Origin of the sequence: Streptomyces sp. NPDC020597, from assembly GCF_044335095.1 — a bacterium.
In the GTDB taxonomy this organism is placed as follows: domain Bacteria; phylum Actinomycetota; class Actinomycetes; order Streptomycetales; family Streptomycetaceae; genus Streptomyces.
In genome coordinates this window covers 1-24,990 of sequence record NZ_JBIRUL010000027.1, presented here as the reverse complement: position 1 = coordinate 24,990, position 24,990 = coordinate 1, and the positions used below count along the sequence as shown (strand labels likewise).

General features: G+C 69.3%; 19 protein-coding genes. 5 read left to right on the top strand and 14 right to left on the bottom strand.

All coding sequences use genetic code 11. From position 1 onward, the window contains the following. Positions 1–31: 31 nt before the first annotated feature. Together ACH4ZA_RS32295 and ACH4ZA_RS32290 are read right to left on the bottom strand one after the other, a co-directional pair. On the bottom strand, positions 32–592 hold the full coding sequence (locus tag ACH4ZA_RS32295) for a PadR family transcriptional regulator (RefSeq protein ID WP_398432857.1): 561 nt from the start codon (positions 590–592) through the stop codon (positions 32–34). Between the two features lie 178 nt (positions 593–770). Then, positions 771–950, bottom strand: a complete 180-nt coding sequence (locus ACH4ZA_RS32290) for a hypothetical protein (RefSeq protein WP_398432787.1) — start codon at positions 948–950, stop codon at positions 771–773. 465 nt (positions 951–1,415) lie between these two features. Between ACH4ZA_RS32290 and ACH4ZA_RS32285 the strand changes: the two genes are divergently transcribed. Together ACH4ZA_RS32285 and ACH4ZA_RS32280 are read left to right on the top strand one after the other, a co-directional pair. After that, entirely contained in the window at positions 1,416–2,552 is a 1,137-nt protein-coding gene (locus ACH4ZA_RS32285; RefSeq protein ID WP_398432786.1) for a glycoside hydrolase family 5 protein, read from the top strand. A gap of 54 nt (positions 2,553–2,606) precedes the next feature. Then, on the top strand, positions 2,607–3,032 hold the full coding sequence (locus ACH4ZA_RS32280; RefSeq protein WP_398432785.1) for a VOC family protein: 426 nt from the start codon (positions 2,607–2,609) through the stop codon (positions 3,030–3,032). Positions 3,033–3,266: 234 nt separating this feature from the next. Here the strand turns inward: ACH4ZA_RS32280 and ACH4ZA_RS32275 are convergent, their stop codons facing one another. Further along, positions 3,267–3,719 carry a DUF1569 domain-containing protein gene (locus ACH4ZA_RS32275; RefSeq protein WP_398432784.1) on the bottom strand — a complete coding sequence of 151 codons (453 nt, stop codon included), beginning with the start codon at positions 3,717–3,719 and terminating at the stop codon, positions 3,267–3,269. Positions 3,720–3,873: 154 nt separating this feature from the next. Between ACH4ZA_RS32275 and ACH4ZA_RS32270 the strand changes: the two genes are divergently transcribed. Next, the gene (locus tag ACH4ZA_RS32270) at positions 3,874–4,368 is read left to right on the top strand and encodes a lamin tail domain-containing protein (RefSeq protein ID WP_398432783.1); all 495 of its coding nucleotides are present in this window, start codon (positions 3,874–3,876) and stop codon (positions 4,366–4,368) included. Between the two features lie 111 nt (positions 4,369–4,479). Here ACH4ZA_RS32270 and ACH4ZA_RS32265 read toward each other — a convergent pair whose 3' ends face one another. Then, the gene (locus ACH4ZA_RS32265; protein ID WP_398432782.1) at positions 4,480–5,589 is read right to left on the bottom strand and encodes a TolB family protein; all 1,110 of its coding nucleotides are present in this window, start codon (positions 5,587–5,589) and stop codon (positions 4,480–4,482) included. Between the two features lie 265 nt (positions 5,590–5,854). Here ACH4ZA_RS32265 and ACH4ZA_RS32260 point away from each other — a divergent pair, with 265 nt between their 5' ends. Further along, on the top strand, positions 5,855–6,268 hold the full coding sequence (locus ACH4ZA_RS32260; protein WP_398432781.1) for a TraR/DksA family transcriptional regulator: 414 nt from the start codon (positions 5,855–5,857) through the stop codon (positions 6,266–6,268). Here the strand turns inward: ACH4ZA_RS32260 and ACH4ZA_RS32255 are convergent. From ACH4ZA_RS32255 to ACH4ZA_RS32225, 7 genes are all read right to left on the bottom strand, one after another. Then, positions 6,251–7,072, bottom strand: coding sequence for an ATP-grasp domain-containing protein (locus ACH4ZA_RS32255; protein ID WP_398432780.1), 822 nt, complete (start codon positions 7,070–7,072; stop codon positions 6,251–6,253). The genes ACH4ZA_RS32260 and ACH4ZA_RS32255 overlap by 18 nt on opposite strands. Before the next feature lie 93 nt (positions 7,073–7,165). Continuing rightward, on the bottom strand, positions 7,166–7,951 hold the full coding sequence (locus ACH4ZA_RS32250; RefSeq protein WP_398432778.1) for an SDR family oxidoreductase: 786 nt from the start codon (positions 7,949–7,951) through the stop codon (positions 7,166–7,168). Between the two features lie 92 nt (positions 7,952–8,043). After that, positions 8,044–8,454: a VOC family protein gene (locus ACH4ZA_RS32245; protein ID WP_398432777.1), complete on the bottom strand. Its 411-nt coding sequence runs from the start codon at positions 8,452–8,454 to the stop codon at positions 8,044–8,046. A 374-nt stretch (positions 8,455–8,828) separates the two neighbouring features. Continuing rightward, a complete protein-coding gene (locus ACH4ZA_RS32240; protein ID WP_398432776.1) occupies positions 8,829–9,356 on the bottom strand; it encodes an STM3941 family protein in 528 nt (175 codons plus the stop codon). A gap of 156 nt (positions 9,357–9,512) precedes the next feature. Continuing rightward, complete coding sequence (locus ACH4ZA_RS32235) at positions 9,513–9,959, bottom strand: hypothetical protein (RefSeq protein WP_398432775.1); 447 nt, start codon at positions 9,957–9,959, stop codon at positions 9,513–9,515. Next, positions 9,946–16,341 (bottom strand): RHS repeat-associated core domain-containing protein, encoded by a 6,396-nt coding sequence (locus tag ACH4ZA_RS32230; protein WP_398432856.1) that lies wholly within the window; start codon positions 16,339–16,341, stop codon positions 9,946–9,948. Before ACH4ZA_RS32230 ends, ACH4ZA_RS32235 begins: the two co-directional genes overlap by 14 nt. Positions 16,342–16,569: 228 nt before the next feature. Next, positions 16,570–20,118, bottom strand: a complete 3,549-nt coding sequence (locus tag ACH4ZA_RS32225) for a LamG-like jellyroll fold domain-containing protein (RefSeq protein WP_398432855.1) — start codon at positions 20,116–20,118, stop codon at positions 16,570–16,572. Positions 20,119–20,829: 711 nt separating this feature from the next. On the opposite strand from ACH4ZA_RS32225, the gene ACH4ZA_RS32220 reads away from it, so the two are divergent. Next, positions 20,830–21,363 (top strand): hypothetical protein, encoded by a 534-nt coding sequence (locus tag ACH4ZA_RS32220; protein ID WP_398432774.1) that lies wholly within the window; start codon positions 20,830–20,832, stop codon positions 21,361–21,363. A 42-nt stretch (positions 21,364–21,405) separates the two neighbouring features. Here ACH4ZA_RS32220 and ACH4ZA_RS32215 read toward each other — a convergent pair whose 3' ends face one another. The 3 genes from ACH4ZA_RS32215 to ACH4ZA_RS32205 form a co-directional block, all read right to left on the bottom strand. Beyond that, complete coding sequence (locus ACH4ZA_RS32215) at positions 21,406–22,782, bottom strand: glycoside hydrolase family 43 protein (RefSeq protein ID WP_398432773.1); 1,377 nt, start codon at positions 22,780–22,782, stop codon at positions 21,406–21,408. A gap of 94 nt (positions 22,783–22,876) precedes the next feature. Next, complete coding sequence (locus ACH4ZA_RS32210) at positions 22,877–24,445, bottom strand: alpha-L-arabinofuranosidase B (protein WP_398432772.1); 1,569 nt, start codon at positions 24,443–24,445, stop codon at positions 22,877–22,879. 416 nt (positions 24,446–24,861) lie between these two features. Further along, positions 24,862–24,990: AbfB domain-containing protein (locus ACH4ZA_RS32205; RefSeq protein WP_398431743.1), on the bottom strand; the 129-nt coding region annotated here is incomplete at its 5' end.

Here is a 24,990-nt window from a genome sequence, read left to right as displayed (position 1 = left end):
CGGACAGGGGGTCGGAAGCCTGTTCGGCCGGTCAGCGACCGGAGGCGAATCCGGCGAGTGTGGCGAGGACGTCGTCCAGCCAGGCGATCATCATGCGCTCGTACGCGATGCCGCCGCGCAACACGACGTGCTGGAGCTCCTGTTCGGCGTCGGGCGCTCCGTCCGACGGCGGCTGCTGTGGGAAGTCGCGGGCCTGGCCCGCGAGATAGCGGGTGAGGCGGTCCTCGTGCGCCCGACGGTGACGCTCGACCTCGCCGATGAGACCGGCCGGGTCGCCGAAGGCGGCGCCGCGGACCTTCACCGCCAGGTCGTGCCGCACGCTCTCCGGTTCGGTGCGTTCCTGCAGCCACGCGTGGAGCGCCTTGCGGCCCGGGTCGGCAACGGAGTACTCCTTCTTGTCCGGACGCCCCTGCTGCGGGACGTCCCGGACGTCGATCCACCCGTCGCTGCCCATCCGCTTGAGCACCCGGTAGATCTGCTGGTGCGTGGCCGTCCAGAAGTACCCGATGGACCGCTCGAAACGCCGGGCCAGCTCATAACCGGAACCCGGCTTCTCCAGCAGGGAAACGAGGATCGCGTGCTCGAGCGCCATGCTCACGATGCTCCTATGCACCTCGTTGCATAGCAACGCCGCCGCGATGAGAAAGAGCTCACCCGGGTCACGTCGCCCAGGTCACAGAAGGCAGCGGGCTCCCGGAGGGGGCGGGCGCGGGCCTCGCACAGATCGAGCAGGCGGCCGGGCTCTGCGCACCGGACACGTGCCCGCCCCTTCACCAGCCTTGCTGGTCATCCCCCAGTACGTTCCCGCCGAGGAAGGCGGCCGGCTTTTCGGCGCGCGGAAGGTCGCCCCACTTGTCGACGTGGACGAAGACCGTGTGACGGTCAGCCGGCCTCGACCCGTAGCGGTCGTCACAGTTGAAGGCGACCTCCACGCCGTCGTACGCGGCCACGGCACAGGAATGGTTTCCACGTCGTCCGGCCACCTGCCGGCCAAGCCGATCGAGGCGAAGCCTCGACCCAGCGCCCTGACGAACTCGTCCTCCACTGTGCCCGGCAGGACGTAATGCAGGAGGGAGACGGGCAGCTCGGGCTCCAGCAGCGGTGAGGTCACTGCCGTGGATTTCGCCGCGGCGACCCCCGATCGCCGGGATCACCCGGCTCGAGGCCGAGGACGGCGGCCCGATGAGCATCGGCGCCCCACGCGTCGGCCTCGCCGTTCCGGACGGGTCGGCGGCCAGTGGGTCAAACACCTGAAAGTGCCTTCCTGACTTGGGACGATGAACCCCTCTGCGGGGTTCGGTCAGTTCAAGCGGAGGGCGCCTTCCACGTGCAGGCTCTCGACGTCGAACCCCCGATTTCCCAGGCGTGGGCGCATTCGGGATGCGCCCACGCATCACCCCCCATCGGGAGACACGATGAGATTTCGTCCCTCCACCGCAGGACGCCGCTGGGCAGCAGGCGTTCTCGCCATGCTGCTGAGCCTGATCGGAGCGCTGCTCATGCCCGAGCCGGTGTCCGCGGCGCCGGCTGCCCGCGGTACGTCCGCCACGTCCGGCACCGGGCATGCCGCCGCTGCCTCCGTCTCCACCGCGTTGCCCACCAGGCTGCGCGGAGTCAACCGCTCCGGCACCGAGTTCATGTGCGTGCAGAACCGGGGCATCTTCGACGGCCCCGCCGACGGCGCCTCCGTCCAGGCCATCAAGAACTGGCGGGCCAACGTCGTCCGCGTTCCGCTCAACGAGGACTGCTGGCTCGGCATCAACGGTGTCAACCCCGCCTACAGCGGCGCCGATTACCGCAACGCCATCTCCGATTACGTCTCGCGGCTCCGCCAGGCCGACCTGTACGTCATCCTCGAACTGCACTGGAGCAGCGGTGTCCACATAGGCATCGGATCCAGTTGCTGGACGTACGCCTCGAAGTGCCAGAAGCCCATGCCCGACAGCGACCACACCCCGGACTTCTGGAAGTCGGTGGCCAACACCTTCAAGAGCGACCAGGCCGTCGTCTTCGACCTGTTCAACGAGCCCTTCCCGAACCTGGTGATGTTCGACCGCAACGCCTCGTGGAAGTGCTGGCGCGACGGCGGTTCCGCCTGCATCGGCTTCCTCTACTCCGTGGCCGGTATGCAGACCCTCGTCAATGCCGTGCGGTCCACCGGCGCGACCAACCACATCATGCTCGGCGGCATCAACTACTCCAACGACCTGTCGGGGTGGCTGACGTACGCGCCCTCGGACCCGGCCGGAAAGCTCGTGGCGTCCTGGCACTCGTACAACTTCAACAACTGCAACACCCAGAGCTGCTGGGACTCCCAGATCGCGCCCGTCGCCGCCCGCTACCCGCTGATGGTCGGCGAGATCGGCCAGAACGACTGCGCCCACGGATACGTCGACACGCTCATGAACTGGCTGGACAGCCGGGATCTCGGCTACCTGGGCTGGACCTGGAACACGTGGGACTGCAAGTCCGGCCCGTCCCTCATCACCGACTACGACGGAACCCCGACCGCCTACGGACAGGGACTCAAGAACCGCCTCACCTCCGGCTGACCGGAGTCGGACGGGAGGGCTCGGGCTCAACTGATCGTGTGGCAGGATCACGGGATGCTACGACTTACCGACTTCATCATCGACTGCCCGGACACGATGAAGCTGGCAGCCTTCTACTCCGAGGTGACGGGGCTTCCGGTCAAGGAGGGCAGCAACGCGAACTGGGCCGGTATCCGGTTCGGCGAGATCGAACTGGCCTTCACCCCGGTGGAGGACTACCGAGCCCCGCAGTGGCCCGACAGCGAGCACCCCAAGCAGTTCCACCTCGACTTCGAAGTCGACGACATCGAGGCCGAGGAGCGCCGCGTACTGGCCCTCGGCGCGACACTGCAGCGGGACTGGATCGGCCCCGAGGGCTACGGCTTCCGCGTCTACACCGACCCCGTCGGCCACCCCTTCTGCCTCTGCCGGAACAAGGGTGTCGTCTGGACCGATCAGGGCCCGACCTGGCCCGAGCGCGACCAGGACGTGGCGGAGTGAGCTGAGCGGCCGTATCTCCTGAACAGGAAGGAGTGAGGTCTCCGGTCAAGGGTTCGTCGACCGGGGAGAACCGGACACCGGAGACCTCATGGCCGCCTCTGCGGTGACGGGGCGCCTCGATTCGACCGGCGCACAGTGGGCAAGCCGTCGTGCACGCGCATCAGGGTGCCGCCGGCGCCCGTCGGCGGCTTCACGCCCAGCGCGAGCCGCGCCGTAGCGGGCCACGCCGTGCCGTCAGGCGTCCACCAGGCCGGGGAGGTGCTCGGCGAGATGCATGGCGTGCAGCCGCGCGAACTCGTCGTGCGTGCAGCGTCCGTAGGCGGGGTGGGGAGCGTGCTCTGCGGTGTGGCTCGTGAACAGGGCCACCGCCTCCGTGAGGCCGGCCGCGGCCTCGGTCACCGGCACTTCCGGGTCCAGGGGTGGCGCTCCGTAGATCTCGGCGGCGAGCGAGTGCCTCGTGGCGCCGCGACGCAGGAAGACCCGTTTGGCGAGGGCGCCTGCCGTTGCCCGGAACAGGGCGGGCTTGAGCGCGGGGTAGCCGGTCACGGAATAGCGGACCGTCTGGGCACAGTGCTGCAGCGTCTGGGAGAGATTCCAGGAACTTCCCGGAGCCAGCAGCTCGCGCTCGGGCCTGGCCAGGTCCTGGTGCAACCGTTCGGCGAGCCGGGCGAGATCGATCGGGGGCATGTCAAGAGCTTACCGTGGCGCGAACCGAGACCACTGCACCCCTCCCGTTCGGCCGACTCGCGCCCTTCACAACTTGCACACGACAGGAACACCCGTCGTTCACTTCCGATAGGCTCCAGGCGCTTCATTCGCACCATTGAGGGGGGATTTCCTCATGCGCATACGCCATGTCCTGGTCACAGCCGCCGTTGCCGGCACGATAGCCGCGATCACCACGGGACCGGCTCAGGCCACCGAGTACACGTCGGCGCTGAAGGTCAAGGGCATCCAGTACGACGCCCCCGGCAGCGACTCCAACCGGTGTTCCGGCGGCAACACCAAGGACGAGTACCTGACGATCAAGAACTACTCCCGTACAGCGACCGTCGACCTCAAGGGCTACGTCGTCAAGGACGCCACGGGGAACAAGTTCACCTTCGCCTCCAGCCACAAGCTCGAGCCCGGCGACTACGTGAAACTGCGCGGCGGCAGGGGGACCGACTCCGACGCCGGGAACGTGGTCTACCGCCAGAACTGCAACTTCATCTGGAACAACGACAAGGACACCGTCTACCTGCTGAAGCCGTCCGGCGCCAGGGCGGACGTCCACTCCTACACCAAGCGCGCCAACGACGCCGACGGCAACGGATACATCAACTACCACGGCTGACCTCCCGCCGGGTCGCCCGTTCGCCGCGAGACGACCGAAGGCGCTGTCCCTTCCCTCCGCATACGGCCGGAAGGGGCAGCGCCACCCGTGTCCCCCACTCCCCCGCCGCGATCAGGAGAAGCGGCGGATGAACACGTCCGACTTCCCGTTGGTGTCCGAGGGCACGATGTCGTCGGCCGTGGAATGGAAGACGACCTCGCGCCCACCGGCACTGACGGCGTCGGTCCCGGCCGATGCGGGCTGGTTGCACACGATTTCGTCGGCGCCCGTCTCCAGATCGCGCAGCACGAGCGCCGGTCCGCTCGTGTCCTGGGGGGCGTACAGCAGATGTCGTCCGGTGGGATCGATCGCCAAACCCCTTACGCCGGGCACCAGTTGGTCCGCGCCCGAGCTCTGGTCGTGGATGTAGGTGTCGGAGCCCGACAAGTAGACGACCTTGCTGCCGTCCTTGCTGAGCTGGACGAGTGTGGCCGCCCTGGACGGACCTTCGATCGGGCCGGTGGAGGTGTGGTCGGTAGCGTCCCAGACGAAGACGTCCTGTGTCTGGCCGTCCTGATAGGCGACGAACCGGCCGTCGCCGCTGATGGACGGGCGCGACTGGACGCTGTGACTCAGCTCGGCGACGGTCTGCGTGGTGTTGGCGCGCCAGTCCAGCACCTCGATGCGCTGGCGGGACGGCGGCCGGCTGAAGGTGGCCACATGGGCGATGTAGCGGCCGTCGGCGCTGAGCGAGGGCTGGCTGCAGCTGAGGCCCGAGCAGTTGACGCCGATCGAGCGTGCCGAACTCACCTGGGACAGCAGGACCTTCGTGTCCCGGAACAGCTGCCCCCACAGGGCGACGTACTGCCCGTCCCCGCTGATCACCGGGCGCTGGATCGGGGACGTGTTGGTGCTCATCTGCGTGGTCTCGCCCGCCCGCTGATCACGGACGAACACCTTCTCGAACGTGACCGGGTTGGAGGGTGTCAGGCTCTTCGCCGACGACGAGAAGGCGATACGCCCGCCGTCGGCTGTGATCGTGGCGCCGGCGGAGTCGCCGTCGCCCTGGGCGCCGTCGGTCGCGACACTGATCCGCTCGACGCCGGCCGCGCTGTCACTCGCTGCGCCCGGCACGGTCGCGGGCTCAGCCGAAACGGCTCCCGGCAGCGCCGTCGTGACCGCGCAGACCAGCACCGTGGCGCCTAAGACGGCCCGCACGCGTCCGGCGACCTTCTGATCCATGATTCCCATCGTCTCCCCCAAGCCATGACATCGGTCGTCCTCTCCGGCTCCCCACCGGAGGACCCCAAGCATGCAACCGCGACGGCGCCGCGGGGTCAATGCGTCGCACGAAGGTCCCGATGCGCCGGCGGCGTCCGAGCCCACCCCCCTGCCACGCCGTGGACGGCGTCCGTCGTCCACCGCGTCCCGCGAGCCACGCGTACGCGGAACGCGGCCGGCCGGCCGGCCGGGGGAATGCCGAAAACCGTGTCGGCGTTGTCGCAGCATGGGCGATGCATCCCGCGACAGCCAGGACGAGCCCGTCGGGTCCAGCCTCAGGGGCGCGCGTGCGCGCCTCGCCGCCGACCGGGCCGACACCCTCGCCCGTGCGGCCGCACTGAGCCGCGACTTCGACGGGATCGTCGCGGCGAACGCCCTGGTCGCAGTCGACGACGAGCACGACCCCGAGGGGGGCACCACCGCCTTCGAGCGTGCACACGTGGCGGCCCTGCTGACGCAGGCGCGCGAGCACCTGGAAGAACTGGACCGGGCGCTGGAACGTCTTGAACAGGGACAGTACGGTCGGTGCGAACACTGCGGCCGGAGGATTCCGCCCGAACGCCTGGAGATACGCCCGGCGGCCACCACCTGCGTCAGCTGCGCCCGAGCCGGCCCGCGTCGATCACCGCCGCACGCCTGACCCCGGCCCCCGGCAGAAGCGGCGGTCCCGCTCCGCCATCCGCGTCCGGGGGCCGGCTGAGCGCAGGACGACGTCCAGGACCCGGTCGGGATCCGCGGCGTAGCAGTTGCTGAACCACGCCATGTTCGCCTCGACCACCGCCCACCGGCCGGCGGCGCCGTGCTCGGATGCGGCCAGGATCCCGACGTCCACCACCACCGCTCCGGGCAGGCCGGCACCGCACGTGGCCAGCAGGTCGTCCGCGAACTCCAGGACATCGGCCTCATGGCGGTGCCCGTCCAGGCGCTCGGCGTCGAGACGGCCGAAAGTGGCGTACTGCGAACCCGTACGGACCTCGCCGTCGAGGAGGTACAGGCGAAACTCGGCTGCCCAGGTCACCACGTCGCTGATCTGTACCGGCACGTCCGCCGACAGCTCCGGCCCCGTCGGGAGGCTGCTCCCGCCGGCGTAGACAGCGGCCGGGAAGGTCTTGGCACTCGGCGGCTTGACGAACGCCGGCCGGGACAGGCGTCGCGCCTCGCCCAGGGTGGCCATGGCGATACGCCGTCCGGTGTACGCGTGGGGCAACGTGGCCAGCCAGTCGTCGGTCGGTTCCAGGAGTGCGACCTCGAGGGCGTCCGCGACGCGCGCCGCGAAGGTGGGGCCTCCGAAGTAGTGACCACCGCGCCTCTGAGCGGCGTTGCCCGCCTCTCCGTGGGCGGGGAGCACTTCCACGTCCATCCCCCGCCGACGCGCAGCACTCGAGAGCAGTTCGGAGGTCGAGGTGTATTGCGGCGCCAGGGCCAGGAAGTCGTGCTCCGTCATGATCGCTGACGATGGCATCGATCCGGCCGGACCGTCCAGTGCTTTCGCGTCAGCCCTGCCGAGGCGTCCTGCTCCGTGTCGGCGGGGCCGGGGTCAGGCGAGGCCGCCGTTGCTCTTCAGCAGCTGTCCGTTGATCCACTGCCCCCGCGGTGAGCACAGGAACTCCACGAGGTGGGCGGTGTCCTGCGGGTTGCCCAGCCGTCCCAACGGCGTCTGGCGCACCACGTGGTCCCGGATGTCGTCGGACATCCAACCGGTGTCGACCGGCCCCGGGTTGATCACGTTGGCGGTGATCCCGAGCGGGGCGAGTTCATGGGCGGCGGCCAGCGTGATGCGGTCCAGCGCGCCTTTGCTCGCCCCGTAGGGCAGGTTGCCGACGGTGTGGTCACTGGTGAGGCTGATCACGCGTCCGGTTCCGTGAGCGCCCTGGAAGCGACGGCCGTACTCGCGGATCAGCAGCCAGGTGGCGCGCGCGTTGACCGCGAAGTGGCGGTCGAAGCTCTCCAGGGTGGTGTCGAGCAGGCCGGAGTCGACCGACTCGCAGTGGCACATCACGAGAGCCGTGACGTCGCCGAGGCGGCGCCGGACCTCGTCGAAGACACGTTCCGGAGTGTCCGGATCGGCGAGGTCCGCCTCGACGGCCGCCGTCTCGGCGCCCTCGTCCGCCAGGGACTCGGCGATGGTGTCCGCGGCGCCGGCCTCGACGCCCCAGGCCATGCGCGCGTCGTACGGCGTCCAGTACGTGAAGGCTACGTTCCAGCCGGCCCCGGCCAGCCGGCGGGCGACGCCCGCGCCGATCCCCACGGAGCGGCCGACTCCCGTCACCAGGGCGATCGGCCGGGCCGCGCCGGACACGGGCCGGGTTTCTGTGGTCGTCACAACGTGCCATCGTTCGACCCACGGCACGGACTTGCAATCGATATTCGGGCGGGTGAGCAAGTCATCGCACCGGTGCGGCGCGAGACGACCGCTCAGGCGGGCAGGTTCAGCTGCCAGGAGACGCCGAACCGGTCGTTGACCCAGCCGAACCTGGGGCTGAAGCCGTAGTCCCCCAACGGCATGAGCACGGTGCCCTGTTCGGCCAGGGCAGCGAAGAGGCGGTCCAGCTCGGCCTCGTCCTGGCACTGGACGAAGAGCGAGACGGCGGGCGTGAAGGTGAAGTCGTGCTGCACGGGGCTGTCGATGCACATGAACTCCTCACCGGCGAGTGAGAAGGTCGCGTGCTGCACACTGCCTTCCTTGCCGGGACCCGCGGCTCCGTAGCGACTGATGCCGATCACCTCGGCATCGTCGAACAGCGAGATGTAGAAGGTCATCGCGTCCTCGGCGTTCCCCTCGAACATCAGAAACGTGGTGATCTTCCGTGACGACACGATCTCCATGCGGGTGACTCCTTCGACGCTGTGCGGCGGTCGGTCGGCAGACGGCCAGGCTAGTGTCCAGAGCCCGTAGGTCAGCCGAAGCTCGCCGCGCCGACCGGGCCGCGGCGGGGGCGAATCGCGTGCGCCAACGCGGTTTGCCCACCTGGACACCCCCTGGCCGGCCTCGCCGACGGTGACCCCGACTCTGCGCATCGAACGGCTTCTGCCGGAGCCGCCGCCGTCCACCCCACCGTGGCCGCACCGAACCGGGACCCACTGACCCTGCTGAGCCGGATCGGTTTCGAGCATGTCCGGTACGACGCCGAGGACGACGGCGGCGCAACCCGCGTGTTGGCCCGGCGCCGCACGTCAGCCGGTCGGGCGACCTGACGCGCTCAGTGCTGCACGGCGAGTCCGGGGCGGTGGCGGCGCATCGCGTCCAGGACCGCCTCGGGCGGTACGGACAGCGTGTTCACGGCCATGGTGGCCGGCCCGAAGCCGAGTCGTGCGTTCATGGACGCCGTGCTGCGGACGAGCTTGGGTGCGTGGGCCAGATAGGCGTCCGGGTCGTGCAGCACCAGCTCGATGAACCGCTGCGAGGTGGTGCGCACCCGCTGCTCGCGTATCCGCACGAGGGCTATCTGGTCCCAGCCGAGGCGCCCCAGCCGTACGTGGTCCACTCCCGCGTCGTCCAGCACCAGCTCCGGCCGGTCGCTGAGCAGGCGCCGCATGATGAGGACCGAGCAGAGTCCGAAGAAGGGCACGGCCAGCGCACCGGCCAGGGTCATCTTCACGGTGCTGTGGGCGAGCAGGAAGGCGACGCCCAGACCGACGAAGACCAGGGAGCCGGCCAGCATGGCCCACACCCGCCCCTTGGCGAGCGGGTAGACCGTGGGGGGCAGGGGAACGCCGTTTCTGATCACGGGTCCAGACGATAGGACCGCAGTCCTCGTCGGCGGAAGCCGTTTGGCAGAGCCCGGCATGTGACTTCGGAAGGGGAGACGCGAGCACGCCTCCCCTTCCGAAGGGGGCGGGATCACCGGGAGCCGGTGACCCCCGGTGATCCGCTACCCGGTCGCCTACGAGCGGGTGTAGATCTCCTCGGGCTTCGGGAACTCCACGGCCGGTGACAGCCGAAGAGCCCCGGAGTCCTCCTCGTAGTAGTAGTACAGACCGAACTCACCCGGATCCGGTCCGCACTGCCCCGCGGCGAACGTGACGGAGACCCACGTGTCGCCTCCCGCCGGCACGGTGTCGACACCCCAGGAGAACGGGCATTGCGGCTTGGTGTCGGACTTCTCCATCAGGCTGCTCAGCTGGAGCTGGGCTCCCGCCGAGATGGTGCCCGTGCCGCCCTTCGCGAAGGTGACCCGGTCACCCCCGGGGTTGGTCCAGGAGCCGACGATCTGGCCCTGCGTGGGGACGGGGACGTCCTCTCCCTCGTCGCAGGCGGACACCCCCGAGACCAGGATCGCGGAGACGGCCGCTGCGAGAAGAGCGCGTCCGGCTCTCCTAGTACGGCACATAGATTTCCTCGATCCAGTTGATCTTCACGGTGATGTCCGTCTGACCGTCCGGCCAGATGTGCTTCGCGACGTCCGAGCCCGCCTTCATGACCGGGTTCGAGCTGCCCTTCTTGTACCCGTCGTCCGAGAGGCTGCGCGTCGCCGAGGCCACCGACATGGTGTTGGAGATCGACACCTTCACCTGGCCGACGAGGGCCCCGTGGTCCCACTCCGAGTCCGTCCTGGGCGGCTCACAGGCCACCCCGAGCAGTTCGTAGTCGAGATTGTAGGAGCCCAGCGCCATGCTCGCGGGACTGGCCCCGTAGATGCCCTCCGTGAGGAACCCGGTGAAGTCCGTGATGCCTTCCCAGATCTTCTCCCCGTCGGTGCGCTTGTCGTGCGACTTGTCGAACGATCCCTTCGCCGTGTACACGCCGTCCTTGATCATGCCCTGCATCTTGCGGATGAAGGACCGGAAGTGGTCCTCGGTGCGCAGCTGCCTGACGAACTCGCCGTCCGGCGGCAGGGTGACGTCGGACGGTCCGCCCTTGGCCCAGAGCATGACCAGCTCCTGCGCGGACAGGTCCATGACCTTGCTCTTCTTGCCGTCCTTGCGCTCCGGTTCCGGGTTCGGCCCCTTCTTGAAGCTCGGCTTCTTGAAGACGGCGACGTCGACGGCGGTCGTCCGGCCGGCGCGCGTGGTCACCGTGGCGCTGATGTACGTGTTGGACGTGCCGGGGACCTTGGTCGTGTAGGTCTGGGTGGAGTGGTAGACCCACGTCCCGTTCGGGCCCATCGTCATGTAGTCGTGGTACGTGCCGCCCTTGCCGTCGCTGCACCCGCGTTCGCAGTCCGTGATGGGCCGCAGACCGGTCGGGTCGCTCTTGGTGACGGGGGTGTTGTCGGCGTAGGCGTAGCCGTTCATCGACTCGTGGTCCTCGGGGACCAGGACGGGGTCGACCGACAGGAAGCGTCCGAGGGTCGGGTCGTACTCACGGGCGCCGACGTGGACGAGGCCGGTTCCTGAGTCGACGGGCTTGCCGAGGAAGCCCTTGTCGTCGGGCCACAGCGAGGGCGCCGCGCCGCGGCTCTCGCCGAAGGGCTTGGTGTAGCGGCGGGTGACGGCCTGGGTGGTGGCGTCGACGGACATCGAGGCGGTGCCGTGATGGTCGTCGATCATCCAGGTCAGACCGGTCTCCGTGCGCACGGCGGTGACGTCACCGGCCGGGTAGTAGCGCTGGGCGGTGAACTTGGCGGCTCCCGTGTCGTAGTGGAGTTCCTGACCGGCCAGGTACAGGACGGTCTGGTCGGCGCCGCGGCGGATCAGCAGATCGCCGTTGGCGTCGTACAGGTAGTCGGTGGCCTTGGCGCCCTCCGTGAGGCGGACGAGCTCGCCCTCGATGTCCCAGGTGAGACTCTGGGCGATGCCGGTGGCGCCGTACCGCTTGGTGGTGTTGCCCTGCTCGTCGTAGGTCAGCGACTTGGCCGTGCCGCCGTCGACCGTGAGCGAGGTCAGGGTGTGCGGCTGGCCGGCGCCGTCGGCGTCGACGGCCGGGTAGCCGTACGCGGTGGCGGTGTCACCGGTGGCCTTGTGCTCGGTCTGGGTGTCCCTCAGACCGCCGGGCTCGTAGGTCCAGCTGGTCCAGTACGGGGCCGGGCCGCCGAGGGCGGACGCCGAGCGGGCGGTGGCGCAGTCGCCCGAGGACGGGGTCCAGGCCTCGGTCAGGCGGCGGTAGCCGTCGTAGGCGAAGCACTGGGCGTCCTTGCCCGCCGCCTTGTCGGTGACGGACCTGACGTTGCCGGTCGCGTCGTACGTGTAGTCGACGTCGCTGGTGTATCCGGCGTTGGTCTGGTCGACCGTGTGCATGTTGGACAGGCGGCGGGTGCCGTCCTCGTAGCGGTTGAGGACCTGCAGCTGCTTGGCGCCGGTGGAGGTGCCCAGGCGGGTCTCCTCGATCTCGCCGTACGGGGAGTAGCCGATGTTCTGGACGTAGCCGGTCATGCCGGACGTGCCGGTGAGCATGCCGAGGCTGTTGTAGCTGTTGGCCACGGTCTCGGCGGGCAGGCCGGCCACCGCGGGCATGGACGTGGACTGCACGGTGCCGTCTCGGTTGTAGACGGTGGAGGTGGTGAAGGTCTGCGGCGCGCCCGCGGTGACCAGGGGGTCGGCGGCGGCGATGACGGTCTTGCCGCCCTTGGGGCGGCCGAGCGCGTCGTAGCCGGTGACGGCCTGGGAGTAGATCTTGCCGGTGGTGCCGCCGACGTAGCGGATGGCCGCGGTCACCTGTCCCTTGGCCAGGGAGTCGTAGGTGAACTTGGTCAGCTGGTGGGCGTTGTCCTTCACACCGTCCCAGGTGCCGGTCTTGCGGCCGAGCTCGTCGTAGTCGGTGATCAGGGTGCGGGTGGTCTGCAGCAGGGTCGTGGTGGTGGCGACCGGCTGGTCGGCGTCGTTGTAGGCGGTGGTGACGGTGCCCTTGTCGGGGTCGGTGGAGGTGGTCTTGCGGCCGCGCAGGTCGTAGCCGTACGACCAGACTGCGTTGTCGGGACCGGTCATCTTGGTGAGCCGGCCGGAGGGGTCGTGCTCGAAGAGGGTGCGCGTGTAGTCGGCGCCGGTCGGGGCCGGGCCGCCGTACTCACGGCGCTCCAGGATGCGGCCGCGGGCGTCGGTGATGCTCAGGGTGCCGGTGCCGCCCGCGGCGGCGGTGACGGCGGTGCGGTCGCCCTGGTAGTCGGTCTTGGTGCGCCACTTCTCCTGGTCGTAGACGCGGAAGACGGACTCGGTGGCGCGGCCTGCGGCGTCGTACACCGTCTCGGTCGAGGCGGGCACGGAGCCGGGGAAGGTGTTGGCCAGGGTGCCCGACGGTGCGAGGTTGTCGTGGACCTGCTCGTTGGCGAGGTAGGCGAGGCCCCGGTCGTCGTACAGCGTCTCGGAGATCACCCGGCCGCCGTCCGGCGCGGGGACCTGCTTCTGGCGCGAGCGAAGGAGCGAGTCGAAGATCTCGTAGGAGCTGTTGTAGGTCTGCCCGTCGTTCTTGAGGGCGTCGGTGCGGACCCAGGTCTCCTTGTCGTTGTTGATGCTGTAGGCGTAGACCAGGGTGGCCGCGTCGCCGAGGGTGCGGGAACGGTCCGGCTTCCACACCGAGCGCACCCGCCCGAGCGCGTCCAGGGACCACTCGGTGACGTTGCCGTTGGCGTCGGTGGTCTTGGTGGCCGTGCCCCACGCCGGGTCCACCACGGTGGTGGAGGAGTACAGCTTGGGGTCGATGGTCGTCTTCGACGTCAACGGGCCGTAGCCGGTGTCGTCGGGGGCGTAGATCGTCCTGACCGTGCGGCCCAGGGCGTTGGTCTCGGTGAGGGGGCGGCCCAGCTTGTCGAACGTGGTGCCGGACACCTGCTGGTACACGGGCGCCTTGGTCACCGGTTCGTAGCTCGCGACCCGGGCGGTGGCGGTGATGTCGCCCTTGGTGGGCGCCGCGCCGACCGCCTGGTTGTCGTAGGCGGTGGTGGCGTCGGAGATGACGTCGCCGGGCACCGCCGGGACGGTCGTGCAGCCCACGGAGTAGACCTCGACCCGGCTGACCTTGTTCACCAGCCAGTCCGTCGTGTTGCGGGCGTAGCCGGTGCGGGTGCAGGTCTCGTCGCCGGTCTTGGCCGAGTCGCCGCCGTCCTCGACGGTGAGCGGCATGCCGTACGTCGTGTCGTACGTCGTCTTCTGCTTGACCGTACGGGTACCGGTGGACGTCTTGGTGCGCGTCGTGGTCTCACCGGGCTGCACGATCCAGGACTCGGTGGTCCCCCAGCTGTAGGTGTGACTGGCCGTCCGGTGCGACCACGGGGTGTTGATCGTGCCGCCGACCTCGTCGGTTCCGTTGTAGACGATCGTCTCGCGCACGAAGCCGGACAGCTGGCGGGAGTCGTCGAGAGCAGCGCCGGTGGAGTCGGTGACCTTCTCCACACGGGGTGTGCCGTCGAGCTCCTTCTCGCCGTCCAGGCCGCGCAGGTACAGGGTGGACTTCTTCGAGCGGGGGCCTTCGGCGTCGCCGGAGGTCTCCACGACCTTGCCGTAGCCGCGCCACTGCGACCAGGTGCGGTTGGAGGCCTTGGTCAGGCCTTCGTCGTCGGCGTAGCCCCAGCCCGCGCCGCCCTGGTAGTCGTAGTACGTCTCACCGGTGTCGCCGTGGCCGTAGGGGTCGTCCTGGAAGGTCGAGGTGACCACGTACTTGTGGAACCAGTCGGTGACCGGGGTCGCCCCGGACTGGGACCACTTGACGGGGAAACAGCGCCGGGTGTTCTTGTCGACGGCGCCCGGCATGCTCGAGCCCCAGACGCAGTCCGGATCCGAGTAGTTGACGGTGATCGTCGAGCCCGTCTCCGACTTGATCGTGCGAACGCGCCACTTGATGTAACGCAGGGTGTCGGGGCCGCTGCCCTCGACGTGGTTGGGCATCTGAACGCCGCCGAAGGCGATCGCCGGGAGCTGGGCTGCGGTGGCGTTGGCCTTGCCGGTGTTCTGGATCGACTTCAGCCACAGGCTCGCCGAGGAGGCGTCACCGGTGTCGGGGAAGTCCTGGTCGAGGTGCCAGGCGTCGACGTCGCGCTGGGTGGTGCCGGTGCCGGTCCACACCGAGGTCGTGATGTCGGTCAGGCGCTTGCGGGTGAAGAAGGACGGGCCGATCTGCGTGGTGCACTTGGTGCCGGACGCGCAGATCATGTCGAAGGGAACGTCGGGCCAGTTCGCCTTCGTCGTCGCCGTCAGGCTCGTGCACGAGGTCAGGCACCGCTCGGCGTACGTGAAACGCACCTGCTGCGCGGCCGGCTTGCTGTACAGCAGGTCACTGCGCAGGCCGTAGTCGATGCGGTTGAGGTAGCCGCCCCGGACGTAGGCGGTGCCGTTGACCGTGGTGTCGCCGTTCTTGGAGTAGTAGTTGGTCTCCTTGGCGTACCAGTACGTCGAGGCGTTGCCGTGGGTGTCCACTACGTAGTCCAGGTTCCAGCGCCAGGCCTGCGTGCAGGAGGAGTCGGCGAAGCCGGTCGACTTGTAGCACGGCTCGCCCGCGTCGTCGCCGAAGACCGGCAGCGTCCACACGGAGTTGGTGACCGGGTCGTCGTCGGACGTGTCGGTGGTGCCCTTGTCGCTCCAGCCGGGCAGGCGGTGCTTGCCGAAGAAGTACTGGGTGCCGGAGGCGTCGGTGACCTTCCAGTACTCGGTGTTGTCGTCGCCGTTGCCGGTGGCGCCCGTCAGGTGCTCGACGCGGGAGCCGTCCTCGTTCTTCACCTTCCAGCTGCCGCCGGAGGCCTGGGAGAGGGCCGCGCTGTCACAGGCGCTCTTGTCGGCGCAGGCGTTGACCAGTTCGACGGCCTTGCCGTTGAGGACCAGCGTGGCGTTGGCGTACTTCCAGCACTGGTCGCCCTTGCCGCTCTGCCCGTCGTCCTTGCACGAGGCGTACTTGCGCTCGATGTAGGACTCGGTCATCGAGAAGCCCTCGCCGACCACCGAGGTCTGGTTGTTCTCCCCGGCCGTACGCCCGTCCACGGAACCGGAGTTGTAGGAGATCGACAGGTTCGGGGACGGCCCTGCCGTCGCCGGGGGAACCCGCAGCGGGTAGTTCCAGGTGAAGTCACCCGTGCTGCCGCCCGCCTCCCACGTCGCGGTCGGGGACAGCGGGGTGGCGCCGTAGTCGCTGCCGCCGCCCGACGCGTCGGCGGCGGCCGCCAGCAGCATCGGGGTGCGGGCGGCGAGTGTGCCGCTCACCGTCTGGGTGGCGGCGTCGTTGTCCGCGCCGGCCACCGGCGTCTGCGTGCGGCACGCCTTCTTCTGCGGGGTCGTCAGCGCGCACGATGGCAGCGTGACCAGGTGCAGACGGGGGCCGAAGTCGCCGCCGTAGACGTCCTTGAAGGACGAGTAGTCGAGGGAGACGCGCAGTTTGTCACCGGTGGTGGGGGCCACGGTGAGCAGGACGCCGCTGACGCCCGCCTTCCGGGCGGCCGCCTGGGCGTGGACGCTCAGCGCGACCTTCGCGGCGGGGCCGGACGCCTTGGCCGGCTTCAACTGCTCGGCGGCCGGCGTCTGAGCGAGTTTCACGCCGAGTCCGCCGACGTTCACCGAGGCGGCGCCGCCGCTCGCCGGGAGCTGCGCGGTCGCTTTCGCGGTCGTCGGCCAGGTGGCCTTCTTCAGCCGCTCGTGCGTGGCCCGCGAGGCCGGGGCGGCCTTGTCCTTGGGCGCCTTGGACTTGCCCCGCTTGAGCACGCCGACCTTGTCGATCTTCGCGTCGGGCCGGTGCTCCAGCTTGCGGTTCGCCGCCGGCTGGGCCTGCGCCGCGAAGTCGTAACCCGAGGGCACGACCGCCTGCGGCAACAGGGAGAAGGAGAGAACGAGTCCGCCGCGGGCGAGCCAGCGGCGCACGACCGCCCCTGGCACGCGTCTGCGGAAAGGTGATGAAGACACGGTGATATCCCGGTTGTCGAAAAGATGAGGGGAAGAGAAGAAGGACGAGAACGGGACGGACGGACCCGTTCCCGGGCACGGGCAGGAGCACGAGCCCGGGAACGGGCACAGGTACCGGCACAGGCACAGGCATGGGCATGGGCATGGGCAGGACAAGAGTTCAGCCCGCCCTGCCCATGCCCGCCGTCAGCGCTGTTCGGCGTTGCGCCGGTCGGCGATCTCTCCGGTGGAGGTGGCTCCCGCCCACACGCGGACGCTGTCGATCGTCCCGGGGAAGTAGCGTGCGGCAGCGCCGTTGACCTTCGCCCGGCCGATCTCGAAGGCGCCGCCTCCCTGCCAGGGAGTCGAGTACGACACGCCGTCCTCGTCGCCCACGAGCGCGCTGTCGACGTACAGCTTCAGCGCGCCGAGCTGGGAGGTGTCGACGGCGTCGGCCGCCGCCTGGGCGTCGTGGACGACCGTCAGCATGACCGGCACGCCGAGTTGGGCCGTGACGAACGCGTCGGAGGCGTTGACGGTCCATGCCGCGCCGGTGCCGTCCTTGTCGGGGCGGCCGAAGGTCCAGCGGCCCTGGGTGCTGCCGGCCGGCTGCTCGTACCACACGCCCCAGGAGGACTGGCTGACGCCCGACTGGCCGAACACCTGCACCGCGTAGGACTTGGAGGTGTCGGAGAACCTGGCCGGGTCCAGCGTGACCCAGGCGGTCGCGGTGAACGAGCCGGTGTCGTCGACGAACGGGCCCGTGGCGCCGGCGTAGGCGCTGGTCCCGTTCAGGGTCATCGTCTGGGACGTCGTCACCTCTTCGCCGATGTCCGGGTCGCCGGTGGTGACCTGGGTGAGCGCCGCTCCGTTCAGGGTGAGGTTGCGGCCGAAGCCGCTGGTGTCCTTCACGGTGGCGCCGGTGGCGTTCGCCATGTCGGTGGCGTCCCACTTGGCGACCAGCGCCGGGACCGGGGCGCCGGACGTGCCGTCGCTCAGGTCCTCGTCCTCCAGCCACGCGTCATGGGTGACCTCGGTGTCCGCGAGGGCACGGGACCACACCTTGACCTCGTCGACGGTTCCGGAGAAGTTCTCCTTGCCGCCGCCGTCGTACCACAGCCGCCCGATCTGGAGGCTGCCGGACGCCTTCCACGGGGTGGTGAACGCCACCGGGACGCCCTGCGGGACACCGTTGACGTAGAGCTGGATGGTCTGGTTCGCCGCGTCGTAGACGCCGGCCAGGTGCGTCCAGGCGTTCAGGACCGGCGGTCGGACGCCGATCGAGCGGGTGATGGCGGGGTTGACGACGTCCGTCTGGTGACGGTTGAAGATCCACGCCTTGTAGGAGCTGGAGTAGTACAGCTGGAACCCGGAGGCGTTGACGCCCGCCTGGGACAGGACGGTGTAGTTGACGTCGTTCTTCGTCAGCCGCACCCAGGCCGAGACCGTGAAGGACTTGGTGGTGTCCAGGACCGCGCCGGAGGTCGACAGGTAGGCCGTCGTGCCGTTGAGCTTCGCCGCACCGGCGCCGCTGCGGGCCAGCGCGTCCCAGGTGGCCCCCGAGCTGGTCAGCGGGTGCGCGGTGGCGGTGGTGGCGTCGGTGAGGGCGTTGTCCAGGTGCCAGACGCCCGAGGGCAGTTCGGCTCCCTTGACGAGGAAGCTGTAGTAGCCGGTGAGCGAGCTGTGGGCGGCCGCGTCGTAGCCCCAGACCTGGATGGTGTTCTCACCGGCCTGGTTCGGGGTGACCGACAGGGTGGTGCCCGAGCCCGCGGCCACGTTGATCGGCGGGGAGAGTGCGCCGCTGTTCAGCTTCCACCGGTAGCTGACGACGTCGGACTGGATGCCCGCCGTGTTCGGGTTGGTGTCGGCTGGGGTGACGGTGAATTTGCCCGAGGTGCCCACACCGCCCGCCGCCGGGTTGGCGTCGGCCGGCTTGTACAGGCCGTCGGCGCTGGTGACGAGGGGCGGCGGCGGTGAGTCCGTGTCGACGCGGAAGTAGCACCAGGACGACCATGCGGAGTCCAGGACCCCGGAGTCGCCGCGGTCGGTGACGTAGTACGCCTGAGTCTTGACGCGCATGCGGTAGTTCGTCTGCGCCGCGAGTGCGCTGGTGCTGGCGTCCCGCACGGCGTTGTCGGCCACCCAGGAAGTGCTCGGCGAGTTCGCGGTCCACACGCGGCTGGAGCCGTCGGCCTTCCACACCTCGAAGTCGGTGCGCAGCTGGGCCTGGCTTCCGTCCGCCGACTGCACCGTGCCGAGCATCTTCGGCGTGGTGTCGCTGGTGGCGAAGGGCAGCGTGGAGGCGTTGCAGACGCGCCCGGTGGTGCCCTGCTGGACGCCGTACGACGTCGGCTTGTCCGGGTAGGAGACGTAGGTGACCGACAGCTTGGCGTCGTTGCGGAACCGCGCCCAGGCGGCCGCGTCGGACTCGTCGTGCGCAGTCAGCGAGAACGTGATCTGCGCCGCCTTGTTCGCGGCGTGGGTCGCGAGGGTCGGCGTCAGGTTCTCGTTGGTCTCGCCGCCCGAGACGTTGTCGCTGAACCGCACCCAGTTGGCCGGCTGCGAGGGGCTGCACAGGCCGCCGCGGCCGTAGGACACGGACCGGTCGCCCATCAGGTCGTCGGCGCTGGGCCGGCTCGACCAGGTGGTGCTGTCGGCGATGCCCTTGTTGACATGGCTCAGGTCGTACCAGTGAGCGTCACAGGTGAACGACCACGCCATGTACACCTCGAACGTGGCGTCGAGGATCTTCTTGCCGTGGATCGACGACAGCGGGTACTCGAAGTACATGCGCTGGGTGTACGGGCTGCTGGAGCAGAGGTAGCCGGCGTAGTTGGAGCAGCGCCCCACGCCTTTGTCCCCGCTGAACTTCCAGTACTTGGCGCCGTTGGAGGCCAGCGCCGTCCAGTCGCCCAGCGAGATGCCCTTGGTCGGTGGGTCGATGTACAGCGGAAAGACGGTGTCGGCGCCCTTCAGCAGGGCGGGGTCCGGAGTGATCTCCAGGGTGGTGCCGGTGATGCGCAGCGGCAGATCGGCCGCCGCGTCACCCGTGCCGGGGCCCTCGGCGGGCGCGGGCTCGCCTCCGGTCGCGGGCAGCGGGACGGGCGCTGCCGAAGTGGGCTCGGCGTCGACCGGTTCGGTACGGGCGAGCTGCGTGGTGACGCCCGCGGTGTCGGCGGCCGCGGTGTCGGCGGCGGGGGCGTCACCCGCGGAGTCCCACATCCGGCCGGCGGGGCTCTCGAAGACCGGAGTGCCGTCCGCGTCGCGTGCGACGAAGCCGCCGTCGCGGGTCGGGGCGATGTCCAGACCGGTCCCGGAGACGGTCATCCTGATCGTCGCGAGCGCGGGATTCTTCGCCGCCCGGGCGGACTTCACCACGAGCACGGAGGTGTAGCCGGTGCTCAGCGCCGTCAACTGCAGGTCGACGTCCGGCAGGACGTCGGCGTAGGTGGCGGTCGCGCCCTTGAGGCGCGGCGCGGGCAGCGTGCCGGGCCAGCCGAGCTTCAGCTGATGCCCATCGTCCTCGAGCGTGACCAGCCGGCCGCCGCTGCCGCCGCCCGAGAAGGCGACGTCCGCCGTGGTGTTCCTGGCCCGCACGGAGCCGTCGGCTTCGCGCACGAGGGTGGTGTCGATCCGGGCCCAGCGGCCGTCGTCCTCCTGAGCACGGACCGGAGCCGCGTTCATCTCCTGCGTGAAGGTGCCGTCAGGGTTGGCGAACAACTGCGTGGACTCCGACGTCTTCGCCGTCACCTCCACGCGCTCACCGGTCTTCGCCGCCCGCGCGCTCGCCTTCGACTCAGGAGTGGCGTCGGCCTTCGCCGAGGTCGCCCCTCCCTCTTCGGCGAACGCCGGAGCCGCCGTGACGCCGATGGCCGGAACCGCACCCCCCAGGAGAGCGACGGCTATCGCGCCGCTCCCGATCGCCCGGCGCCAATCGCGCCGACGTCTGTGCGTCAACACACCCCACCCGTTCTCTTAGATTTTTCTTACAGTCGGTGATCATGGATGGCTTGAACACGCCGGTCAACAGTGTCCTGCGTCACTCGGAGAGCGCCGTGACACCGGGGCGATCGGTGCAAGGAACCACACGAGCGCCACGGACAAGCGCTCAACTCTGATTGTTTTCAGGCCAGTTGGCCCGACAGGGCGGGCGTCCCGGCAGTGCGGCGGGAACGCGGCGCTCAGCTCCTCACGGACCTGCACGGAAACACCGGCGTGCACGTCATGGGACGCAACATGCTCCGTCGCGGCCGGGGAGCGTGGGACGAGATCTCTCGGCGGGGCGCTGCTCGACGAACTGGTCCCGGGAGCGGCGAGTTCTCAGCACGTTCCCGGCTGCCGCCCGCGGGGCGCCGCCACAACGACAAGAAAACGTGCTCGCAGGCGGAGAACACATGGAATTCTGTCGGGCACGTGCAGTGCGCGCGGAAGACCGGGGGACCAGCACTCCCCTGACGAGGGGGTCCCATGAAGTCGGCCATGTCGCTGCGGCGGACAACTCGACGCCTGCTGGCGGCCGTTGCGGTCGGCGGGGCCTTGGCCGGCGTGTCGGGGTGCACGGTGCCCGTCGATGCCGTCGCCGGCGTCTCCGTGACCGACGACGGCCGCCTGCTCGGCGTCATGATGGTCTGCGGGCATCGGATCGACGGCGCGACACTCTACGTCGACAGCGCCGACGCCGACGAGGAGACGACGGTCGGTTCATGGACGGCCGACAGCCCTCTCCACGCCGGTCTCGCCACCTGGCCTCTGGATTCTCCCGCGGCCGGCTGGACCGCGACCACTCCCCTGGCTCCGCTGACCGTCGGGACCGGGTACGCCCTCTACGGGTGGACCGAGGACAACTCGTGGTCGTCGACGAGTGTCACTTTCACGCTGACGGACCGTGATCGGCTCACCCCGGGGACGGTGCTCTACCAGAGCGTCTCCGACGACGGCGTGGAGTCCACCGCAGCCGTCCCCCTCGCCGAGTTCGAGCGCGAAGCCTGCCGGCACGACTGAGCCCACGTCGGTGCCGGCCCTTAGAGGCGTGCCGCCTCGGATTCAGTACCAGACGGAGAACGTGGCGTCGGCTCTGCCGGTCGCGTTGGAGATCGGGTCGATGCGCAGCGCGTAGTCGTAGTGCCGGATGTAGCGGTCCGGGTAGTTGTGAGAGCGGAACGACGACCAGGAGGGGTCGGCGAGTCCGGCGGTCTGGTGGAAGGTGGCGTCCTGGGCGAACTTCGTGGTGCCGTCGTTGGCGTCCTGTCGCAGCTGGTAGAAGGCGTGACGCAGGTAGCGGGTCGGCTGGGTGACTGACTGGAAGGAGACGCCGGAGGAGTCGGCCAGCCCCGGCACCAGCTTCCATTGCGAGTCGGTGTACGGGTCGAACGGGTACGGGTCGATGCGGGCGAGGGAATCGACCTGCCGCCAGTATCTGTCGGGGAAGTTGTAGGACTTCAGCCGGTTCCAGGCAGGCCTTCCCCACTTGGCTGCCATGTTGTCGTACACCGTCTGGGGGATCGGCTTGATGTCGGCGTGCTTGGAGTTCAGGGGCTGGGTGTAGACGCGACGGTCGGTGGCGGTCCAGGCTCCGGTGGAGAGGTCGCTGGTCTGCCAGGTGTAGAAGAGCGCGTTGGCGTCGCCCCACAGGTACCAGGTGCCGGCGGCCTCGGCGAGGATCGGGCCCTCGATGCCTCCCTGCGGTGCCAGCCCCGAGGTGAACTGGGTGAAGCTGCCGGGATTGAGCGAGGTGGACTTCGCACCCGTGAGGCTGTTGTGGCCTTTGTAGTACAGGTAGTTGACGCCGTTCACGTCCTTGGCGAGGGTGGCGTCGATGATGTCGTAGCCGGGGTCGAAGAAGACCTGCGGCGACGTCACGGTCTGAAAGTCCGTGGTGTAGTTGACCATGATCACGTTGTGTCCGCTGCTGTTGACGGCCGAGTAGGTGATGGCGTACTGGCCGCGGGAGGGGTCCCAGAAGGCTTCGGGCGCCCAGGTGTGGGTCGCCATGTCGTGCAGTTTGAGCAGGCGGTAGTTGTCGAAGGAGCGCAGGTCGGCGGAGTCCCAGACGTGGATGTACGGGCTCTTCCTGGTCCAGTCGGTGCCCTTCAGGTTGGTCGCCATGACGACGTAGGCGCCGTCCTGCTTGGGCAGGATGAAGGGGTCGCGCAGACCGCCGTCGCCCGCGGTCGGGGTGACGACGGGGTTGTTCTGGTTCAGCGGCATCCACTGCAGCGCGTCGGTGCTGACCGCGAGGTGCAGGCCGTAGTCAGTGCCGAGGTTCCTGGGTGACTGGGTGAAGTAGGCCATGACGAACGAGGAGTTCGTCGCGGCGCTGGCGGACTGGCTGCCCAGGGTCAGCCCGCCGGTCATGGACAGCGGTACGGCGGCCGCCATGCCGAGGAAGAGCCGGCGCGACGGGAGGGGGGTGGCGCTCATCGGGTGCCTCCGAGGGGTGTGCGGAGTCGGGGTCGCATGGCCCCGAGCCCGTGGGCGTCTCCGGCTGGAGGCGCCCACGGGCTCGGTCACTCGGTCAGCTCCAAGGAGCTGCGGTCAGCCAACTGGTGTCCTGGGCCCACGACCTCGTGTTGTCCCAGGCGTTGGTGCCACCGTTGCTGGCGATGTAGGCCGTGTAGTTGTAGTGGCGGAGGTACTTGGTCGGGAAGTTGACGGACTGGAAGGAGGTGCCGACCCCGCTGTTGCCCGCTGTGGGGCAGAAGGTGGCGTCCTTGCCGAACGAGCTGCCACCGTTGTCGGTGTTCAGGTAGAGCTGGTAGTTGGAGTGGCGCAGGAACTGACCCGGCTTGTCGGCGGACTCGAAGGACAGGCAGGAGGTGTTGGCCAGGCCGGCGCGGACGATCCAGGTGGCGTCGGCCTTGTCGGTGGCCGAGCTGGCGGAGTTGATGCTGGAGATGACGACCTTGGTGTCGGCGTCGTTGTGGCGGAGGTAGTGCGAGGTGCAGCAGGGCGCGGTGGTGGCCTGCAGGGAGATCCGGGAGCCTGGGGTGAGGGTCCCGGCGCTGGTCGACCCGCTGTTGTAGCCGGCGGCGGTGATGTTGGCCTGTACGGCGTTCTCGGTGGCGTCCGAGGGGTAGCCCGAGGTCATGACGCCTTCGTAGAAGGTGCCTTGGCCGGTGTTGCTGTTGTCGCCGCCGATACCGAGGATGATCGCGCCCTGCTTCTTCATCGGGTTGTAGCCGCTGGCGTTGGGGCGTACACCGTCGTAGAAGGTGGACAGGCTGCCCGACTGGGCGTTGCCACCGCGGATGGCCCAGTGGTTCGGGCCGCCCTTGACGATGGCGGTCGTGAAGCGGTGGTTGATGGTCGGGTCGCCCGCGTTCACTCCGCGGTTGACCCCGGAGAACAGGCCGTTCTCCAGGTCGGCCATGATCCAGGGGCCGGTGCCGCTGCCGGAGCCCCAACCCGTGCTGGTGCCGAAGTAGATGGCCTCCATGGTGCCGTTGCCGTCGTCGTTGCCGGTCGTCTCGGCGTTGCCGTAGTCGAAGCAGCAGCCGCCGTTGACGTGCGTGCCGTCGAAGATCGCGTACATGCCCTCCGGCTGGTCGCCGGTGGCGATGCCGTTGGTGTTGTTGTTGCGGTAGCCGGTGCCCGGTGCGACGTAGACGCCGTATGCCTTGTGTCCGCCGACGGTGACCGGCGCTTCGAAGGCGTTGGCCAGGTTGTCGTTCCCGCCCTCGGCCGGCCCGGGCCAGTGGCCCCTCAGCGCCTGGGTGAGGTCGTTGCCCTTGGGGGACTGGTCGTAGATGACGGTGATGACGCAGCTGGTGTTCGCGCAGAAGGCGTCCTGCTGCGCCGCGTCGGCGACACCTCCGACGGTCAGCGGGCCGATGTCCTTGGTCGTGTTGTCGGAGGCGCGCTTGACCTGGTACAGCGGGCCGTTGTACGCCCCGTACAGGGCGCGAGTGGTGCTGTGTGCGGCAACGCAGGGAGTGCTACCGGCGGCGTAGATGTCGCACGGCCCCTGGGTGGCGGCCTGCGAGGTGGTGGCCGTGGCGGTGAGAAGGCCGGCGGCGAGCGCGGCGGTGGCACCGGCCGCCAGCAGCGCGCGTCTGACGCTGCGTATCCAGGGAGGCTTGATCACGGAGAACTCCTTCTCAATGTGGGGTGTGTTGCGAGCGTCGACAGGCCCCTGGCGTCCGACAGATCGAACTGCGTCCGACCATATGGACGGTGCGGGTTGCGTCGACGCTTTGGTGCCGGTGCGGCTTCGGCCGCCTTCGGCACGGCTTTCGGGGCGGGCCGCTCGTCACCTCCGGAGGCCGGCGGCGAGCCGGCGGTGTCCTGGCGTGCACGTGTGGTGGCGCCGCGGTGAGGTGTTGCGAAGGGCGCCGCTGGCGCCGCTGCTCGTGGTGCACTCGGACGAGGCGCGGGGGATGCCGGCAGGGTGGCGGGCCCGGGCGGCCGGCTCCGCCGGGGGATGCCGGCGCTCTCCCGTCGGGGCGCCGGCATCCCTGTCGGCGCCGGATTCCGTGTCGGATCCGGTGTCTGGTCAGCTGGTCAGCTGGTCAGGCGGAAGGTGGCGTCGCTGCGGCCTGTCGCGTTGGTGATGGGGTCGAGGCGGAGCTGGTAGGCGTAGTGGCGGATGTAGTGGTCGGGGTGGTTGTACGACTGGAAGGACGACCAGGT

Excerpts from the sequence above, each read along its gene's own strand:
- ACH4ZA_RS32235 (WP_398432775.1), bottom strand. The coding sequence starts at position 9,959 with ATGTGCCGTACTAGGAGAGCCGGACGCGCTCTTCTCGCAGCGGCCGTC.
- ACH4ZA_RS32275 (WP_398432784.1), bottom strand. The coding sequence starts at position 3,719 with ATGCCCCCGATCGATCTCGCCCGGCTCGCCGAACGGTTGCACCAGGAC.
- ACH4ZA_RS32270 (WP_398432783.1), top strand. The coding sequence starts at position 3,874 with ATGCGCATACGCCATGTCCTGGTCACAGCCGCCGTTGCCGGCACGATA.
- ACH4ZA_RS32280 (WP_398432785.1), top strand. The coding sequence starts at position 2,607 with ATGCTACGACTTACCGACTTCATCATCGACTGCCCGGACACGATGAAG.
- ACH4ZA_RS32255 (WP_398432780.1), bottom strand. The coding sequence starts at position 7,072 with ATGACGGAGCACGACTTCCTGGCCCTGGCGCCGCAATACACCTCGACC.
- ACH4ZA_RS32220 (WP_398432774.1), top strand. The coding sequence starts at position 20,830 with ATGAAGTCGGCCATGTCGCTGCGGCGGACAACTCGACGCCTGCTGGCG.
- ACH4ZA_RS32295 (WP_398432857.1), bottom strand. The coding sequence starts at position 592 with ATGGCGCTCGAGCACGCGATCCTCGTTTCCCTGCTGGAGAAGCCGGGT.
- ACH4ZA_RS32265 (WP_398432782.1), bottom strand. The coding sequence starts at position 5,589 with ATGGATCAGAAGGTCGCCGGACGCGTGCGGGCCGTCTTAGGCGCCACG.
- ACH4ZA_RS32260 (WP_398432781.1), top strand. The coding sequence starts at position 5,855 with ATGGGCGATGCATCCCGCGACAGCCAGGACGAGCCCGTCGGGTCCAGC.
- ACH4ZA_RS32215 (WP_398432773.1), bottom strand. The coding sequence starts at position 22,782 with ATGAGCGCCACCCCCCTCCCGTCGCGCCGGCTCTTCCTCGGCATGGCG.
- ACH4ZA_RS32285 (WP_398432786.1), top strand. The coding sequence starts at position 1,416 with ATGAGATTTCGTCCCTCCACCGCAGGACGCCGCTGGGCAGCAGGCGTT.
- ACH4ZA_RS32245 (WP_398432777.1), bottom strand. The coding sequence starts at position 8,454 with ATGGAGATCGTGTCGTCACGGAAGATCACCACGTTTCTGATGTTCGAG.